16 protein-coding genes and 1 other annotated feature (1 of these 17 cut by a window edge) are annotated in these 16,078 nt (G+C 47.1%); of the genes, 10 read left to right on the top strand and 6 right to left on the bottom strand.

All coding sequences use genetic code 11. The annotated features are described in order from the left end of the window. The 10 genes from ACETMN_RS20465 (at nucleotide 1) to ACETMN_RS20420 (ending at nucleotide 9,826) form a co-directional block, all read left to right on the top strand. A complete protein-coding gene (locus ACETMN_RS20465; protein WP_036607612.1) occupies nucleotides 1-531 on the top strand; it encodes a DUF5590 domain-containing protein in 531 nt (176 codons plus the stop codon). 422 nt (nucleotides 532-953) lie between these two features. After that, nucleotides 954-1,481: a hypothetical protein gene (locus ACETMN_RS20460; RefSeq protein WP_091017992.1), complete on the top strand. Its 528-nt coding sequence runs from the start codon at nucleotides 954-956 to the stop codon at nucleotides 1,479-1,481. Then, nucleotides 1,474-2,976 carry an AAA family ATPase gene (locus ACETMN_RS20455; RefSeq protein WP_091017991.1) on the top strand — a complete coding sequence of 501 codons (1,503 nt, stop codon included), beginning with the start codon at nucleotides 1,474-1,476 and terminating at the stop codon, nucleotides 2,974-2,976. Before ACETMN_RS20460 ends, ACETMN_RS20455 begins: the two co-directional genes overlap by 8 nt. 132 nt (nucleotides 2,977-3,108) lie before the next feature. Then, nucleotides 3,109-3,981 carry a 3-hydroxyacyl-CoA dehydrogenase family protein gene (locus ACETMN_RS20450; protein ID WP_017687750.1) on the top strand — a complete coding sequence of 291 codons (873 nt, stop codon included), beginning with the start codon at nucleotides 3,109-3,111 and terminating at the stop codon, nucleotides 3,979-3,981. After that, nucleotides 3,978-5,183, top strand: coding sequence for an acetate/propionate family kinase (locus ACETMN_RS20445; protein ID WP_091017989.1), 1,206 nt, complete (start codon nucleotides 3,978-3,980; stop codon nucleotides 5,181-5,183). The genes ACETMN_RS20450 and ACETMN_RS20445 overlap by 4 nt, the downstream gene beginning before the upstream one ends. A 101-nt stretch (nucleotides 5,184-5,284) precedes the next feature. Continuing rightward, nucleotides 5,285-6,580 (top strand): asparagine--tRNA ligase, encoded by a 1,296-nt coding sequence (gene asnS / locus ACETMN_RS20440; protein ID WP_091017987.1) that lies wholly within the window; start codon nucleotides 5,285-5,287, stop codon nucleotides 6,578-6,580. Nucleotides 6,581-6,600: 20 nt separating this feature from the next. After that, nucleotides 6,601-7,305, top strand: coding sequence for a DnaD domain protein (locus ACETMN_RS20435; protein ID WP_411735047.1), 705 nt, complete (start codon nucleotides 6,601-6,603; stop codon nucleotides 7,303-7,305). Nucleotides 7,306-7,436: 131 nt separating this feature from the next. Further along, on the top strand, nucleotides 7,437-8,054 hold the full coding sequence (locus ACETMN_RS20430) for an RNA polymerase sigma factor (protein WP_197997653.1): 618 nt from the start codon (nucleotides 7,437-7,439) through the stop codon (nucleotides 8,052-8,054). Continuing rightward, complete coding sequence (locus tag ACETMN_RS20425; RefSeq protein WP_411735046.1) at nucleotides 8,047-8,499, top strand: hypothetical protein; 453 nt, start codon at nucleotides 8,047-8,049, stop codon at nucleotides 8,497-8,499. Before ACETMN_RS20430 ends, ACETMN_RS20425 begins: the two co-directional genes overlap by 8 nt. 28 nt (nucleotides 8,500-8,527) lie before the next feature. Further along, nucleotides 8,528-9,826, top strand: coding sequence for a multi-tm2 domain protein (locus ACETMN_RS20420; protein ID WP_411735045.1), 1,299 nt, complete (start codon nucleotides 8,528-8,530; stop codon nucleotides 9,824-9,826). 161 nt (nucleotides 9,827-9,987) lie between these two features. Here ACETMN_RS20420 and ACETMN_RS20415 read toward each other — a convergent pair whose 3' ends face one another. Genes ACETMN_RS20415 through proB form a run of 6 tightly spaced genes read right to left on the bottom strand, consistent with a single transcriptional unit; the run spans nucleotide 9,988 to nucleotide 15,845 of the window. Then, on the bottom strand, nucleotides 9,988-10,641 hold the full coding sequence (locus ACETMN_RS20415; RefSeq protein WP_091017978.1) for a methylthioribulose 1-phosphate dehydratase: 654 nt from the start codon (nucleotides 10,639-10,641) through the stop codon (nucleotides 9,988-9,990). Nucleotides 10,642-10,644: 3 nt separating this feature from the next. Then, complete coding sequence (locus ACETMN_RS20410; RefSeq protein WP_105599371.1) at nucleotides 10,645-11,322, bottom strand: 2-hydroxy-3-keto-5-methylthiopentenyl-1-phosphate phosphatase; 678 nt, start codon at nucleotides 11,320-11,322, stop codon at nucleotides 10,645-10,647. Beyond that, a complete protein-coding gene (locus ACETMN_RS20405; RefSeq protein ID WP_411735044.1) occupies nucleotides 11,319-12,542 on the bottom strand; it encodes a 2,3-diketo-5-methylthiopentyl-1-phosphate enolase in 1,224 nt (407 codons plus the stop codon). Before ACETMN_RS20405 ends, ACETMN_RS20410 begins: the two co-directional genes overlap by 4 nt. Then, the gene (gene proC / locus ACETMN_RS20400) at nucleotides 12,539-13,399 is read right to left on the bottom strand and encodes a pyrroline-5-carboxylate reductase (RefSeq protein WP_036671976.1); all 861 of its coding nucleotides are present in this window, start codon (nucleotides 13,397-13,399) and stop codon (nucleotides 12,539-12,541) included. The genes ACETMN_RS20405 and proC overlap by 4 nt, the downstream gene beginning before the upstream one ends. A 36-nt stretch (nucleotides 13,400-13,435) precedes the next feature. Further along, on the bottom strand, nucleotides 13,436-14,683 hold the full coding sequence (locus tag ACETMN_RS20395) for a glutamate-5-semialdehyde dehydrogenase (protein ID WP_091017973.1): 1,248 nt from the start codon (nucleotides 14,681-14,683) through the stop codon (nucleotides 13,436-13,438). A gap of 58 nt (nucleotides 14,684-14,741) precedes the next feature. After that, nucleotides 14,742-15,845, bottom strand: a complete 1,104-nt coding sequence (proB, locus tag ACETMN_RS20390; RefSeq protein WP_091017971.1) for a glutamate 5-kinase — start codon at nucleotides 15,843-15,845, stop codon at nucleotides 14,742-14,744. Between the two features lie 81 nt (nucleotides 15,846-15,926). Next, nucleotides 15,927-16,078: a binding site (T-box leader), on the bottom strand; it runs 63 nt beyond the window's last position.

Below are 16,078 nucleotides of genomic sequence, written 5' to 3'. Positions count from 1 at the left end.
TTGAAGAAAAAAAAGAAGTGGATATGGATTTCGCTGCTTGCACTGGTTCTGATTCTGTTTGGACTTCAGCGTTATTACGTCTATGTCACGCAGGACCAGCGTAAGGAAGAAGCTCTCGCTATACAGGCAGCACAGAAGCAACTGGGCATTACATCCTATGATGAATTGCGCAAGTACATCTGGGGAGACAAAGAAGGCTCTGACAACATCTACTGGACCCTGATCGGCAAAAATAAGGATAACCAGGATGTTATGGTCTGGGTTAAATTCGATGCAAACAATCAACCGGCTAAGGGTGCAAACGCTGTACACAGTGAGCTGCTGCAGAATGGCATGTCCGAAGCGCAGATCCGCAATCGCTTCAGTTCTGAAGTTCCTGCCGGCGAGATTAAACGAATCATGCCCGGAGTTGTGAATGGAATATATGTGTGGCAAGTGTATTATAAAGACGGTACGCATAACCACTATCGCTTTTATCGTTTTAGCAATGGAGAACAGGTGGACCTGGTCTACACACTACCGAACAGCTAGTACAAATAGAGTGACATAACTAGAGAATTAGAGAAATGAAAGAACCGGCAGACGGATATCCGACTGAACCGGTTCTTTGTGTTGCCTGTAAATATTTTTGATTTAAATAAATCAATTTCATAATACCTTTAGCTGCTTCAATCAAGGGTAGATATAGATCATAACGATTCAATTTGTCTATATCTAGTTACAAAAATCTATTTTTAGTGAGTTATGAAAATGATTTAAATAGTTAAAATTAATAATTTATTCATATTTTCGCCTTCGAAAATGTATATACGATGTGATATACTCAGTTATGTACTCAAAGTTACATTCAAAACAAATAATCCTGTCGAAATTATCGAAGGAGTCAATGTGCACATATTCGTATATACCAATAAGCCAGTAGGTTGGGCCAAAATCTGGGAGGGGTAATTCACTTGAAGCTAAAAGTATTGCCTATTGCTTTAACTGCCGTCATTTCAGCCGTTGTGTTGTTTGGAGGTTGGTTTGTATATCGTCAGGTGGCCGTGCAGAATCCGATTGAAAAGATGGTTACCCAGTACGATGGAGTCAATGACGTTCAATTAACTATTAACCGCAATGACGTACAATTGAAACTGGATCTGCAACCGGATGTTGATTTGGGCAGACTGGTACAATATATTCACAAAGAAGGACAGACGGTGATTGGTTCACGCTCGTTAAAGCTGGATGTTGTGGATCATTCCAACGAGGCGCTTGAGAACTGGTGGGGTGATGCCATGTTTACCGTAGCCCAGGCGATGGAGAACAAGCAGTACACCGAGATTACACCAACGTTGTCGAAGATGGCGACAAACGGGATTAAAGTGAATACAGCTATGGATGACAACAATGTATATGTCAGTCTCAGTGACGGAGATGCCAGCAAGTTTATTATTCTGCCGCGTGTGCCCGGTCAGATAGGAGTGTGGCCTAATGCCTAAATGGACAAAAGAAGTTGCCATCGGATTTTTTCCTGTGTTGATTATTTTCCTTGCGTTTACTGGTGTTAATATTGTTCCGATTCTTATTGCGGCGGCGGTTGTCGGTGGTCTGCTGTTCATGATGCAAATGCGCGGCGGGATTACAGTAGGCGCTGCACAGGAACGTAAACGGAAGAAGAAAGGACCTTCGAAGCTTACTTTTGAAGAAATTGGAGGTCAGGACAGTGCCAAGCAGGAATTACGTGAAGCACTTGACTTTCTCATCAAACATGAAGAAATTCGGAAGTTCGGAATTCGTCCGTTAAAAGGGATCTTGCTGACGGGCCCTCCAGGGACAGGGAAAACGTTGATGGCCAAGGCTGCTGCCCATTACACAGATTCTGTTTTTGTAGCAGCTTCGGGTAGTGAGTTCGTGGAAATGTATGTGGGTGTGGGTGCCAGCAGAATTCGGGATTTGTTCAAGGATGCGAGAACCCGTGCCACCAAGGAAAATAAGGAAAATGCCATTATATTTATCGATGAGATTGATGTCATCGGGGGTAAACGTGAAGGTGGTCAACAGCGCGAGTATGATCAGACTCTGAATCAGCTCTTGACGGAGATGGATGGAATTTATTCTTCTGAGACACCTCGAATTCTGGTTATAGCTGCAACGAACCGCAAAGAAATGCTGGATAGTGCCCTGACACGTCCGGGACGTTTTGACCGTCACATTCAAGTGGACTTGCCCGACAAAAAGGGCAGAAAGCACATTCTTGAACTGCATGCGGTGAACAAACCTCTGATGGAGGAAGTTAATCTGGAGAAGACAGCCGAGGAATCATATGGGTTTTCCGGTGCGCAGCTTGAAAGTGTTATGAACGAAGCAGCAATATACGCCATGCGGGACGGGCTGTTACACATTGAACAACGGCACTTGTCCCTTGCTATTGATAAAGTCATGATGGGTGAGAAGACGGACCGTGAGTCCAGTGTGGAAGAGAAGAAAAGGGTTGCCATTCATGAATTGGGACATGCCATTATGGCTGAACTCGTTCGTCCAGGCAGTGTTAGTCAGGTGGCACTTAGTCCGCGTGGTCAGGCGCTGGGATATGTACGTCACAACCCGCAACAGGAACAGTTCCTCTATACGAAGCGTTTCCTGGAAGAGCAGATCATGATTGCACTCGGAGGAGCCGCTGCGGAGGAAATGTACTACGGTGGACGTTCCACTGGGTCACGTAATGACTTTGATCAGGCAACGAATGTCGTACAGACCATGATGGCTTCGGGATTGACTTCACTTGGTATTGTGAACATGGATATGGTTACAACCGAAGAACTCATGCGGGAGAATAAATTGATTCTGCAAGATCTGATGGAACAGACAAAGCGGTTGCTTGAAGAACAACGGACAATTTTCGACAATTCACTCGACATCTTGATTCGTGAGGAAGTTTTGTCTGGCGAGCAATTTCGTTGTCAATTTCGTGACAGTGCCCTTCTACCAGCATAATTTATTTATGCTGGTTATTTTTTTTTACATTTCACTCGTGCTAAGATATTATTATATGTTGGGTCGAAATTTGTAATTTTCGGCGAACAGGGTACAATAGAGAATAGAGAACCGAAAGGATGGAGCAGAACCATGTTTTTCAAAAAAATAGGAGTTGTCGGCGGCGGTACGATGGGACAAGGTATTTCCCAGATGCTCGCAGCCAAAGGACTTGATGTGCTTCTCGTGGAGCACACAACACAAAAGCTGGATCATGCCTATGACATGATCGAAACCAATCTGGATAAACAACTGGAGAAATGGGCGATTACAAAAGCGGAGAAGAAATTGATTCTTTCCCGTATTACCAAGGTAGCTCATTTAGCTGAACTTGGAACTTGCGACATGGTCATTGAGACAATTTCAGAGGATCTGGATGCGAAAAAAGCAGTATTCAGCCAACTGGACCAAGTTTGTCCAAGCAATGTCATTCTGGCAAGTAATACATCCACGCTGAGTTTGACCGAGCTTGCAAGCTCGACCAAATACCCAGAGCGTGTTATTGGTATGCACTTTATTCACCCGGTATCCCGGGTTGATCTTGTAGAGATTATTCGTGGACTGAAAACTTCGGATACAACATTCGAAGAGACCAGACGTTTTGTTGAAGAAGTAGCAGACAAAAAAGGAGTCATGATCTATGAATCCCCTGGCTTCGTAACTTCCCGTCTGATCTGCCTGCTGATTAACGAAGCGTTGCATGTATTGCAAGAAGGTGTTGCATCTGCTGAAGATATCGATGATGCAATGCGTATCGGATACAACTTCCAACATGGACCACTCGAAATGGCTGACCGTTTTGGATTGGATTCTGTTGAAGCTGCACTCGAAAGAATGTTCCGTGAATTCGGAGAATTGAAATATCGTCCTTCTACAGTCCTGAAGAAAATGGTGCGTGCAGGACACCTGGGTGCCAAAACAGGCGAAGGATTCTTCAAGTACGACAAGGATGGTGACCGACTGTGAAAGTACTCGTAATTAATGCGGGGAGTTCCTCGCTCAAATATCAACTGTATAATATGACTGACGAGTCTGTACTGGCCAAAGGTTTGGTGGAACGGATCGGAATGGATTCCTCCATTCTGACACACAAACCGACAGGCCGCGAGGATGTTACAGAAGTTAGCGAGATTCTGGAGCATACAACAGCGATCCGTAAAGTCATTGATATTTTGACTCATAAAGAAAATGGTGTACTGGATTCTGTAAGTGAAATTCAAGCTGTTGGACACCGTGTTGTTCACGGTGGTGAAGCATTTAAAGAATCTGCATTGGTAGATGATGCTGCCAAAGCTGAAATTCGTCGTTTGTTCGACTTGGCTCCACTTCATAACCCTGCAGCAATGATGGGGATTCGTGCGGCTGAATTAAATATGCCAGGTGTGCCTCAGGTAATGGTCTTCGATACGGCGTTCCATCAAACGATGCCGGAAAAAGCATATCTGTATGCTATTCCGCGTGTACTTTACAAAAAATATAAAGTACGTCGCTACGGCGCACATGGTACTTCCCATGATTTCGTAAGCAAGGCAGCTGCTGAATATCTGGATCGTCCAGTGGAAGATCTGAAAATCATCACTTGTCACGTCGGTAACGGTGGTAGTGTAACAGCAGTTAAAGGTGGCGTATCCGTTGATACTTCGATGGGTATGACTCCACTAGAGGGACTGATGATGGGAACGCGTTCGGGTGACCTTGACCCAGCCATCGTACCTTATGTAATGAACAAGGAAGAACTGAGTGTAAGCGAAGTGAACTCCATGTTGAACAAACACAGTGGATTGCTTGCGATCTCCGGAATCAGTAGTGACATGCGTGAGATTACGGAAGGTATGGAGAATGGCGATGCCAACTCCACGCTTGCTTTTGAAATGTACGAATACCGTCTGCGTAAATACATCGGATCATATGCAGCTGCAATGAACGGTGTAGACGTGATCGTCTTCACAGCTGGTGTAGGGGAGAACTCCGTTGTACTTCGCCAAAAAGTATGTGAACAGCTTACGTATCTTGGCGTTGAGCTGGACGAAGCCCTGAACGCAGTCCGTTCTGGTGAGCCGCGTCGCATCACAACTGCGAACTCGAAAGTTGATGTTCTCGTTGTTCCAACGAATGAAGAATTGGTCATTGCTCGCGATACGCATCGAATCGTATTGAATTCTCAGTAATCTAACTGTAAAGTAAATATAGAATGGCAAGGAAGTGCAGAGGACAGGCAACAGCCTGTCCGCTGCATTTTCAAATTTCAGGAATCAAGGGGAGATATGGCATGGATACGAATTGTGTAATTCGTAATGTGAACGAGCATGTGGGCGAAACCGTAACGATCGGTGCCTGGATTAACAACAAACGTTCCAGCGGCAAAATTCAGTTTTTGCAGTTGCGTGATGGAACCGGATATATTCAAGGGGTTGTTGTAAAAAGTGAAGTTAGCGAAGAGATCTGGAACAATGCCAAGAGCTTGACACAAGAAAGTTCTTTGTATGTTACAGGGATTATTCGTGAAGAACCTCGCAGTGCGTCCGGTTACGAAATGACTGTTACTGGGGTCGAAATCATTCATCTGACTGAAAACTATCCAATCACGCCTAAAGAGCATGGTGTTGATTTCTTGATGGACCATCGTCACCTGTGGCTTCGTTCTACGAAGCAACGTGCTGTTATGGTGATTCGGGCAGAGATTATTCGCGCTGTTCAGCAGTTCTTTGATGGTAACGGATTCACACAAGTTGATCCTCCGATTTTGACACCATCGTCTGCGGAAGGAACAACGAACCTGTTCCACATCAAATACTTTGATGAAGATGCTTATCTGACACAAAGTGGTCAATTGTATATGGAAGCCGCAGCCATGGCGCTGGGTAAGGTATATTCATTTGGTCCAACATTCCGCGCAGAGAAGTCCAAAACACGTCGCCACTTGATTGAGTTCTGGATGATAGAGCCGGAAATGGCATTTGTAGATCACGAGGAAAGTCTGCGCGTACAAGAGAAATTTATCGCTCATGTCGTTCAATCCGTGGTGAAAAACTGCCGTGCAGAACTGGAATCTATCGGTCGTGACGTATCCAAACTCGAAGGCATCGTAGCTCCATTCCCGCGTATTACGTATGATGAAGCGATTGAATTCCTGCATGGACAAGGTTTTGATATTCCTTGGGGAGAAGACTTTGGTGCACCGCACGAAACAGCTATTGCTGAGAAGTACAATACACCTGTCTTTATCACACATTATCCTGCTGGAATCAAGGCTTTCTACATGAAACCAGATCCAAATCGTCCTGAAGTTGTTCTCTGTGCTGATATGATTGCACCAGAAGGTTACGGAGAGATTATTGGCGGTTCGCAGCGTATCGATGATCCGGAATTGATGCAACAACGTTTTGAGGAGCACAATCTCTCGGATGAAGCTTACCAATGGTATCTGGATTTGCGTAAATACGGATCGGTTCCTCACTCCGGTTTCGGTCTGGGATTGGAGCGGACGGTAGCATGGATCTGTGGATTGGATCATGTGCGTGAAACAATCGCATTCCCACGTATGCTCTATCGTCTGTACCCTTAATGCTTAACCGAGGAGCGTCTATGGAAGACACCACATCGAAAGCTTGGTTGGATGGAGCAGCTTATGGCATGACTTCGGGTACAGCCCAACTGCCTTATGCCTTGTTACGTTATTATCACCAGCTTGGCCTATCAGATGCAGAAGTGCTTCTTCTGATTCAATTGCTAGGGTTCCGTCAGGCGGAGTTCAATGAGTTTCCGACGCTTGAAGAGCTTGCTGGGCGTATGGGACTTGCACCTGAAGGTATTGCCAGAATGTTGCAACGTCTGATGAGGGATGGATATATCGCTATTGACGAGCATCGTGACGAGGAACGTGACATCCAGTACGAGCGATATGACTTACATGGATTATATGCCAAGCTTGCAGCGTGCACTGCGGAAGAAGTAGCCGCATTCCGTGCGGAGCAGCTGAGCATCAGTACAGCACGTCAAGATTCGAACAGTGTTCAAAAAGAAGAGGAAGAACGGAACATGTTCTCCATCTTTGAAAAAGAATTCGGACGTCCGCTCTCTCCAATGGAGTGTGAGACGATATCCGGCTGGTTGGATCAGGACCGTTACCAAGAGGAATTGATTCTAATGGCTCTGAAGGAAGCGGTTTTTGCAGGCAAAGTACATTTCCGGTATATCGATCGAATACTGCTTGAGTGGAGCCGTAATCGTGTCAAGACCGTTCAAGACGCGAAGGCATACACGCAGCGGTTTCGTAATGGTGGACGTTGATTCAAGTGTAGGCAAGACACAAGAAACAGGCCAGAAGTCATTCTGTGCCTGTTTTTTTTGGATTATAGAATAGATGAGTGATCAGTAACATCAACCTTTCAGGCAATGCTTTCACTTTGTTTTACAAAAATTTGATAGATCACGCAGGGGTTAACACACAAGCTGTCGTCTATTGTATTGGAGAGGAGGGGAGAGTTATTGATGAAGCGCGCGTAATCGAACAAATCCGTCAAGGAGATACATCCCAGATGCGTACTCTGATTGATAAGTATAGCCAGCATGTATACCATGTGGCCTATTCCGTACTCAGGAACGATCAGGAAGCACAGGATGCAGCTCAGGAGGCGTTCATACAGATGTATAAGTCTCTCCCCGACTACCGTTCTGAAGGTTTCAAAACGTGGTTAACCCGAATTGCCTTTCACAAAGCGATTGATGCCAAACGCAAGCTGGGCAGACGAACTGCTGAGGATCTGGGTGGAGAAGAAAAAATAATCAATTTGCCCGGACGGGATGAAGACGTTCTTACCCGTCTCGTTCGTGAAGAACGTCAGGATAAACTTCGCGAACGAATTAATCAGTTGCCTGCTCAGCATCGTGACATTATCACTGCGTATTATCTAAGCGAAAAAAATTATGAGCAGATTGCCAGTGATGCACAGGTGGCTGTGAAGACCGTGGAATCCCGCTTGTATCGTGCACGGCAGTGGATTCGAAAACATTGGAAGGAGGATGAATGGCGTGAGTAAACAGGAGAAGTATACCGCTGCGCAATGGACTGATTATATTGAAGGCCATATGAGTGAAACTCAAGCGAACCAAATGGAACAGCTTCTGATGGAAGATCCGGATGCGATGGACATCTATCTGGAAGCGCTTGGTATCCACGGAGAACTGCCTCCGCTACATGACCCAACAGGGTTTGCGGATTCAGTCATGCATCGGATTGAGGGCATTCATTCACCCAAGGTACAACGCAAATCCCGTGCTGGACGAAACCGGCGCTGGCTTGATCATAAAGTGTTCCATTACGCGGTAGCAGCCTGTTTGACATTGATCTTCCTCTCGTCTGGACTTTTTGACAAGGTAGCACCATATCACAAGTTCCAGGATGGCGACCACAGAGGGTCTTTTTCCGAGAAATGGACGGAGGCAGCCACTACATGGCTGGATAACTTCAAGCCTAAACCATAAATAGTTTTGCATTGCCTGAAAAGAAAGGATGACGACTGTGCACTCAGATCGTAACAAACTACTCGCATTTCTATTAAACCTGATACCAGGTCTCGGTTTTATGTATTGGGGACGGCCTACCAGAGCTGTGGTCTATCCATTACTCTTTTTTGGAACAGGCATTGGCTTCATCATGTTGGCGTTGTTGACTGATGAAAAGGAATTGATGATTGTCGGGTTCCTTGGAGCCATATTCTTCTGGTGTATCAGCATGCTGGATATGATTATCGTTCTACTCCGTGCCCCTTCATTGCACGAAGTTCATTACCAAGGTTGTGGGACACATTACGGTGGTCTCCATCAAGGCGCCGCTTACCAGAAAGCATATGCTGGCCAGGAAGAGCCTCTCGGACAGATGGATCAGGAGGAGCCACATCAGGATCATGGTGGAGTGTATGGTGTGCCCGAGGGGCCCTATGGTCAACCCATGTACCGAAAAGGCAGTGAGGGAGAACGATTCTTTACCATTTTGCTTTCATTTGTTCCTGGATTGGGACATCTTCATCTGGGATTGTTGCATCGCGGGTTGTCGTTTCTGATGGCGTTTTTTGGTTCCTTTGCCATGATGGTTTTTGTAGCTTCAATCACCAATGAATCGGTGTTTCTAATGTTCCTGCTCATTCTGCCTGTAATATGGGTATACTGCATGTTTGATGCGGTGCAGCATGTCCACCGTAAGCAGGCTGGAGAGGTACTGCAGGATCGGACGTTATTCGAGGAATTGGAGATGGGCAGAGTAGCCGGACGACGCAGTAAAGTGCTTGCGACGCTGCTATCTGCTTTTCCAGGTGCGGGTCATCTATATCTGGGTTTGCAAAAAAGAGGCATGCAATTGATGTTCCTGTTCCTGGGCAGCATCTATGTTCTGGACCTGCTTCACTTATCAGTGTTCCTGTTCATGATACCGTTGATCTGGTTCTACAGTTTCTTTGATGGGCTACAGTGCTCCAGTCGCTATGGACGCGAGCCATTGATCGATCAGCCGATCTTTAAGGATTGGGCCCGCCATCAGCGCCTGATTGGATTCGGAATTGCCGCGCTGGGTCTATATTACCTGACGATCCGTCTTGTCATTCCACAGCTGAATGAGCTCTTCCCTAATGCATTCATGACGTATGAGATCCGTTCCTATTTGAACACCGTCATTGTATCCTTGCTGCTCATTTTTGGCGGCTTGAAGCTGCTGTTCGGTAAGCAACGGGGTATAGGCACCAATCATGCGATTCATCGGAATGACGAAGAAGTGGATAGCCTCTTTTTATTCAAGGATCGAGATGATCGACTGTAAGTTGTAATCGAAGTGGATTAAGGATGATTTTACTGACGCTGGGATGACAAAGAAACCTTTCATTGCATGTCATCCCACAACATAAAAACACGCCAAGGGCTATGTATACCAGCCTCTGGCGTGTTTTTGATTTTGCAGCTTTGATTTAGAATAAATGATTGCTATTTCGTAGCGCCCTTCAGCAGAAGTTGACGGTACATCACTTCGAACAGGAACTCGAACGCTTCCAGATGACGTTTCGCTTCAAAAGCATCTTTACCCCAGGCATAAATACCGTGGTTCCGAAGCAAGATCCCTGGTACGTTGGTATCAAGTACACCTGGCACCAATTCAGCGATAGATGGAATATCTGCAAAGTTAGGCAGGACGGGGACACGAATCTCCGCATTTTCTTCCCAAATGTTGAAAGCCTTAATCAATTCGATTCCTTGAATCGGTATGTGTCCATCTGCTCCAAAGAATTCACTTATCAGGTTGTTAAACACGGTATGCACGTGAAATACAGCACCGCAGCCGGTCAAACGATAGATTTCACAGTGAATCAACGTTTCGGCACTTGGTTTTAACGTTGTTGTCTCAATCGCTTTGCCGTGCTTGTCCACAAAAAGGAAGTCTTCCGGTGTGCGAAGGGATTTGTCTTTGCCTGAGGCGGTAACCGCAAAATAAAATTGCTCCGGGTCAAAGTCTCCTACACGCATCGACAGATTGCCACTTGTTCCGGGGAACCAGTTACGACTGGCGAACAACGCTTTAATATCAGCCAGTTCTTCAAGGACCTGACGTTTGTGTTCCAATGTAATCTTTTCAAAGCCCATCGTTTACAGCACTCCTTGTGTTTGCTTCTGTTTCATATCTTCGATGATATCGTAAAAGGTAGCGAATGGCACATGGTCTACACCCAGCTCAATACATTTGTCCGTCAAAATGGAGCGGGAGTATACTAGATCGGCAATCTTTGCACCCTCAAAATCAGTCAGACTGTCTCCAATAAGAATTCGATTATATTGATCTTCCGGGAAGGTACGAATCACGGTCGTTTTGCACATGCCGCAGCCGTTCTCACAAGGAAGCTGGCAGGGATGCGGCCATTCAATCCGGATGGTTTCACCAGAGAAGTCAGCGCCGTTGCAATAGACGTGATCCTGCGGGATATGAAATGGTGCGAGTAACGGTTCAATGAAAAAGTCCATGCCGCCGCTGGTCACATTGAATTCGATCCCTTCGCTGCGAACGTAGTCAAGAAACTCGCTGAATCCTTCACGGATCCCCGCTTGTCCAAGCACAAACTCCACAATTTCATCTTTCTGCGATGCAGGCAGAAGAGCAAACATGGCTCCAACACCTTCACGCAGCGAGATTTTTTGCTCGATCGTATCTTTCATGATCGCTTCAATGCCCTCAGGCTTGAAATGTTTCATGATCGCTACGATATTGTCCGAGAGGGTAATCGTACCGTCAAAGTCACAGAAAATGACTGTTTTCTTATCACTTCTCATCGCTCGCCACCCCACAGGTCCAATGCGCTTTTTAGCTCCGGATGCTCGGCTGCATATTGCGCGAGTGGAATGGAACGCTGAGCTGCCTCAATCGCTTGCAGGAATGCACGTCCGCCTGCCTCAGTGCCCATAGGATGTCCATGAATACCGCCACCAGCATTAACGATGACATCTGTACCAAAGTCGCGCAAAATGAGCGGTACAAGGCCTGGATGGATGCCGGCTGAAGGCACTGGCATACTGGTTCGTACTGGCAGATCAGCTGTCAGTAATTGCTCCGTGATCGCCATATTTTCTTCCTTCGGCATCGTTACTGATCCATAAGGAGAAGGGAAGAGCACCAGATCGGCACCTGCAAGACGCATCAACTGACCAAGTACAACCGAAGCCGACATGCCGTAATGTGGTGAAGGATACAGTGCGCCTGCAAGAGCAGGATGAGCCATAATTGGCACATTGATGTCAGGATCACTGCTGAGTTCATGCAGCACATCATATCCGTAAGACAATACGTTGAATAGCAGGGCATTGGCTCCTGCACCTATGGCGCGTTCAGCTTGCTCTTTCAGACGAGATGTAGGCCCAGTGAGATTAGTTGCATATAGAAGTTTCTTGCCAGTCTCCTGGCGTGCCTGTTCGGCAGCTTTCATGCAGACCTCGACTCTTTTTTCGATAGGTGTCAATTTATTCTCGAACAGGATCTCATCGTCTTTGATCAGATCAACGCCCCCAAGTGCCTGACGAATAAATTGTTCACGAAGTTCATCTGCATCCAGCCCAATAACTGATTTGAAGATACTCATTAATAGTGGACGATCATGCACACCAAGCAGATCACGAACGCCATTCAGTCCAAACTTGGGTCCCGGGAATGCACTGAGGAAACCATTCGAGAAACCAAGCTTTGTTAATTTGATCCGGCCATCCATTGAGATTTTGCCAAAGACCGTCACGAGCAGGGCAGGAATATCACGGCTAAAGTTGATATCAGGATATCCGATGGTAATGTCAGCGTAACGCTCACCCGCAGCCATTCCATCAGCTTCATGGACTTCTACGCTGATTACTTCACCCAGATGCTTCTGCATCACTTCACGCTGAGCTTGTGGCAACTCCGTCCAGCTACCCACGGTCATGCCAATCGCGATGGACTGAGCTTTCTTGCGAAAGTCTGCATGATCATCGTGCAGACGATATGTGGCTGTGCACATGTTATTCATTTTAAATCCCCTTCCAAAGCAGCTCCCATCTCCCGTGAGCGCTCTGCACAGCGGTTGACGGCTGCGATTACATTTTCAAAGAAATCTCCTTCGTCCAGCGTCTTCAGTGCTGCTTGCGTTGCCCCTCCTGGGGATGTCACATCACTACGAAGCTTCATCGGTTCCAAACCGGTTTGTTGTACCATTCGTGACGCGCCCAGCACCGTTTGAACAGTGAGATCACGAGATTGCTGGCTGGATAAGCCACCACGAATACCTGCGGCAATCATGGCCTCCATTAAATAGTATACATAAGCAGGGCCGCTTCCGGAAATCCCTGTGAGCACTTCGAGTTTATCTTCAGGCACGATGGTCACGATACCAACCGCTTCAAACATGGTCATTACCGTACTGCGCTGTTCATCCGTAATCTCCGCAGAGAAGGCAAGCCCGGTTGCACCAAGTCCAATGGTACTGGATGTGTTCGGCATGGTTCTGGCGATTGGCTGTTTACGACCAAGCAAGGACTGCATCGTGCGGATCGATAATCCGGCAATGACAGACACGATCAGTTGATCAGGTGATAACAACGGACCAAGCTCGCGCAGCGCTGCGGCAGCATCTTTGGGTTTCATACAGAGTACAATGACCGGAGTGGAGGCAAGGTGATCCAGAGATTGTGAGGCAGTTCCGGTATGTACAGCATAACGGGTGCTGAGCTCCTCCTGACGTTTCTGGTTGCTGCGGTTCAGCATCGTAATATCCTGAGGACGAACGACTAGGCGGGAGATGAGTCCGCGCACGATGGCTTCGGCCATCGCGCCTGCTCCGTGGAAAGTAATCTTCTGTTGTAATAACGTCTGTTGCTCTTGACTCATATTAATCGTTCCTCCTATATAACTGGTGCTGGGATATTATTGACGAATCTGTCCATTGCCTGTAATACGATATTTGGTTGATGTCAGTGCTGGCAACCCCATTGGTCCACGTGCATGCAGTTTTTGGGTACTGATGCCAATCTCGGCTCCATAACCAAATTCGAACCCGTCCGTGAAACGCGTGGAAGCATTGTGATAGACTGCTGCTGCATCCACATCATGCATGAAGCGTTCTGCATGGTCTGTATCCCGGGTTACGATGCACTCGGAATGTTTGGTTCCGTAATATGCGATGTGCTGCATCGCTTCGTCCAGGTTCTCAACCACCCGGATATTTAAAATGTAGTCGTTGTACTCGGTAGCATAGTCTTCCTCGGTTGCCTCAAGGACAGAAGGAACAAGACGGCGAACCGTGTCACAACCTTTCAAGATTACATTGGCCTCACGGAATTGCTCGGCAAGAGCAGGCAGATGCTCTTCTGCATATGCGGCGTGCAGCAGCAACGTTTCCATGGAGTTACATACGGATGGCCGTTGTGCCTTGGCATTGATGGCAATTTCCGCTGCCATAACTGGATCAGCTGATTCATCCACATAGGTATGGCAGATGCCTGCCCCAGTTTCAATAACAGGTACGGTTGCATTGGCAACCACATTACGAATGAGGGAAGCCCCTCCGCGTGGAATGATAACATCCAACAGTCCGTTTAACTTGAGCATCTCATCTACGGAAGCGCGATCTGCATCTTCAACCAATTGCAAAGCATCAGCAGGCATGTCTGTCGTTGTGAGTGCCTGATGCAGCACCTCCACAATTTTACGATTGGAGGACAGGGCAGAGGAGCCACCGCGCAGAAGCACTGCATTACCTGTTTTGAGACATAATCCAGCTGCGTCTACAGTTACATTCGGACGAGCTTCGTAGATGATGCCAATTAGGCCAATCGGCACTCTTAATTTTTCAACATGTAATCCGTTTGGACGGGTAAATGTCTCTAACACTTCGCCGACTGGATCAGGCAGATCTGCAATCTGACGTAACCCTTCAGCAATGCCAGCAATGCGCTCCTTATTAAGTGCGAGCCGATCCAGCATGGATTCCGGCGTGCCTTGTTCTCTGCCGCGTGCCAGATCTTCGGCGTTTGCCGTAATGATGGAATCCGTTTCCTTAATCAAAGCATCGGCCATGACACGCAGGGCCGCATTTTTCTGTTCTGTATTCAATCGGTTCAGCTGTGGAACCGTAGCTTGAGCTTTGCTGGCTTTTTCTCTCACTTCACTCATCGTAATTCCTCCTCATATATATAAAGTTAAACTTTTAACCATTATATAGCCTCATGTTTTATTTTAACGTAATCCATTCGTCTCTATGAATAACCTCAAGCCTGTGGATGCTAGCGAGTTGTTTCATCACTTCGCCACTGGGAAGTCCGGCAATGAGTCGAAGCTGGTCATCATCATAATTGACAATACCGCGACCGAGCAAGGTTTCATCCAATCCAATGACTTCTACGACATCTCCGGCGTGGAACGTTCCCAGTACCCGCTTGACGCCTACAGGCAGAAGGCTATGCCCTCCATGGACAAGGGCCTCTTCAGCGCCATCGTCCACAACGACGGTTCCCAGCGGAGTGGACATGAAGCCCAGCCACTGCTTTTTACGGGATAACGAAGCGAGGCGTGTCTCAAAGTAAGTTCCTTTGCCAGTACCATCAACTGCGTTCTGCATATCACCAGGTTCTTTCACACTTCCCACGAATACAGGTACGCCTCCACGGGTTGCTACCTTGGCTGCATCGACTTTGGATCGCATGCCGCCTGTACCAACCGATGATCCTGAGCCACCGGCAAAAGCGTAGATCTCAGCCGTTATTTCGGGGATACGGTCGTAACGTACGGCAGAAGGATCTTTACGCGGATCTGCGGTGTACAGCCCGTTGGTATCGGTAAGAATGATCAGATGCTGTGCCTTCACCAGGTTTGCAACCAATGCGGACAACAGATCGTTATCACCAAATTTCAATTCGTCAACCGACACCGTATCGTTCTCATTAAAAATCGGAATCACTCGCTGTTTAAGCAGCTCTTCTACGGTCATGCCTGCATTACCCATGCGTTTACGACTGTGAAAGTCTGTACGAGTTAACAGAATTTGCGCCGTAGTAACGCGGTGCGCTGCAAAAGCCTGTTGATATGCCTGCATCAGTAATGCCTGCCCAACGGCCGCTGCGGCTTGTTTCTCATGTAGCAGTTTGGGGCGCTGAGGGTAACCGATCTCCCGGAACCCGGCCGCTACCGCTCCTGAGGTGACCAGAAGTACTTCATGGCCCTGATCAGCCAATGCTGCAATTTCTCCGGCAAAAAAAGTGATCGAACTGCGATCCAGACCGCCTTCTTCCGTTGTAAGCGAGCTGCTTCCAATCTTAACTACAATACGTGAAGTCATGGTTTCACTTCCTTAAACATGATTAATTAGTGCTTCTGGAGCTGGCTTTTGCGGTACAAAAAAAACTCCCGCCCTTTAGTTAAAAAGGACGAAAGTTCGTTACTTCCGCGGTACCACCTTTATTGATGATTAGATCATCCGGCTTCATGCCCTGTAACAGAAGGCACTGTCCTGCACGTAACAGGCCGCTCAGGGGTAGGTTTCAGAGAAGAGTCGCGGTAAATTCTTTCAGC

The sequence above is a fragment of the Paenibacillus sp. M2 genome, assembly GCF_046713495.1.
Taxonomy (GTDB): Bacteria; Bacillota; Bacilli; order Paenibacillales; family Paenibacillaceae; genus Paenibacillus; species Paenibacillus amylolyticus_B.
The sequence above is the reverse complement of the archived record's forward strand: the minus strand, read 5'-3'. Positions and strand labels throughout refer to the sequence as shown.

Excerpts from the sequence above, each read along its gene's own strand:
- ACETMN_RS20455 (WP_091017991.1), top strand. The coding sequence starts at position 1,474 with ATGCCTAAATGGACAAAAGAAGTTGCCATCGGATTTTTTCCTGTGTTG.
- ACETMN_RS20450 (WP_017687750.1), top strand. The coding sequence starts at position 3,109 with ATGTTTTTCAAAAAAATAGGAGTTGTCGGCGGCGGTACGATGGGACAA.
- asnS (WP_091017987.1), top strand. The coding sequence starts at position 5,285 with ATGGATACGAATTGTGTAATTCGTAATGTGAACGAGCATGTGGGCGAA.
- ACETMN_RS20435 (WP_411735047.1), top strand. The coding sequence starts at position 6,601 with ATGGAAGACACCACATCGAAAGCTTGGTTGGATGGAGCAGCTTATGGC.
- ACETMN_RS20420 (WP_411735045.1), top strand. The coding sequence starts at position 8,528 with ATGACGACTGTGCACTCAGATCGTAACAAACTACTCGCATTTCTATTA.
- ACETMN_RS20415 (WP_091017978.1), bottom strand. The coding sequence starts at position 10,641 with ATGGGCTTTGAAAAGATTACATTGGAACACAAACGTCAGGTCCTTGAA.
- ACETMN_RS20410 (WP_105599371.1), bottom strand. The coding sequence starts at position 11,322 with ATGAGAAGTGATAAGAAAACAGTCATTTTCTGTGACTTTGACGGTACG.
- ACETMN_RS20405 (WP_411735044.1), bottom strand. The coding sequence starts at position 12,542 with ATGAATAACATGTGCACAGCCACATATCGTCTGCACGATGATCATGCA.
- proC (WP_036671976.1), bottom strand. The coding sequence starts at position 13,399 with ATGAGTCAAGAGCAACAGACGTTATTACAACAGAAGATTACTTTCCAC.
- ACETMN_RS20395 (WP_091017973.1), bottom strand. The coding sequence starts at position 14,683 with ATGAGTGAAGTGAGAGAAAAAGCCAGCAAAGCTCAAGCTACGGTTCCA.
- proB (WP_091017971.1), bottom strand. The coding sequence starts at position 15,845 with ATGACTTCACGTATTGTAGTTAAGATTGGAAGCAGCTCGCTTACAACG.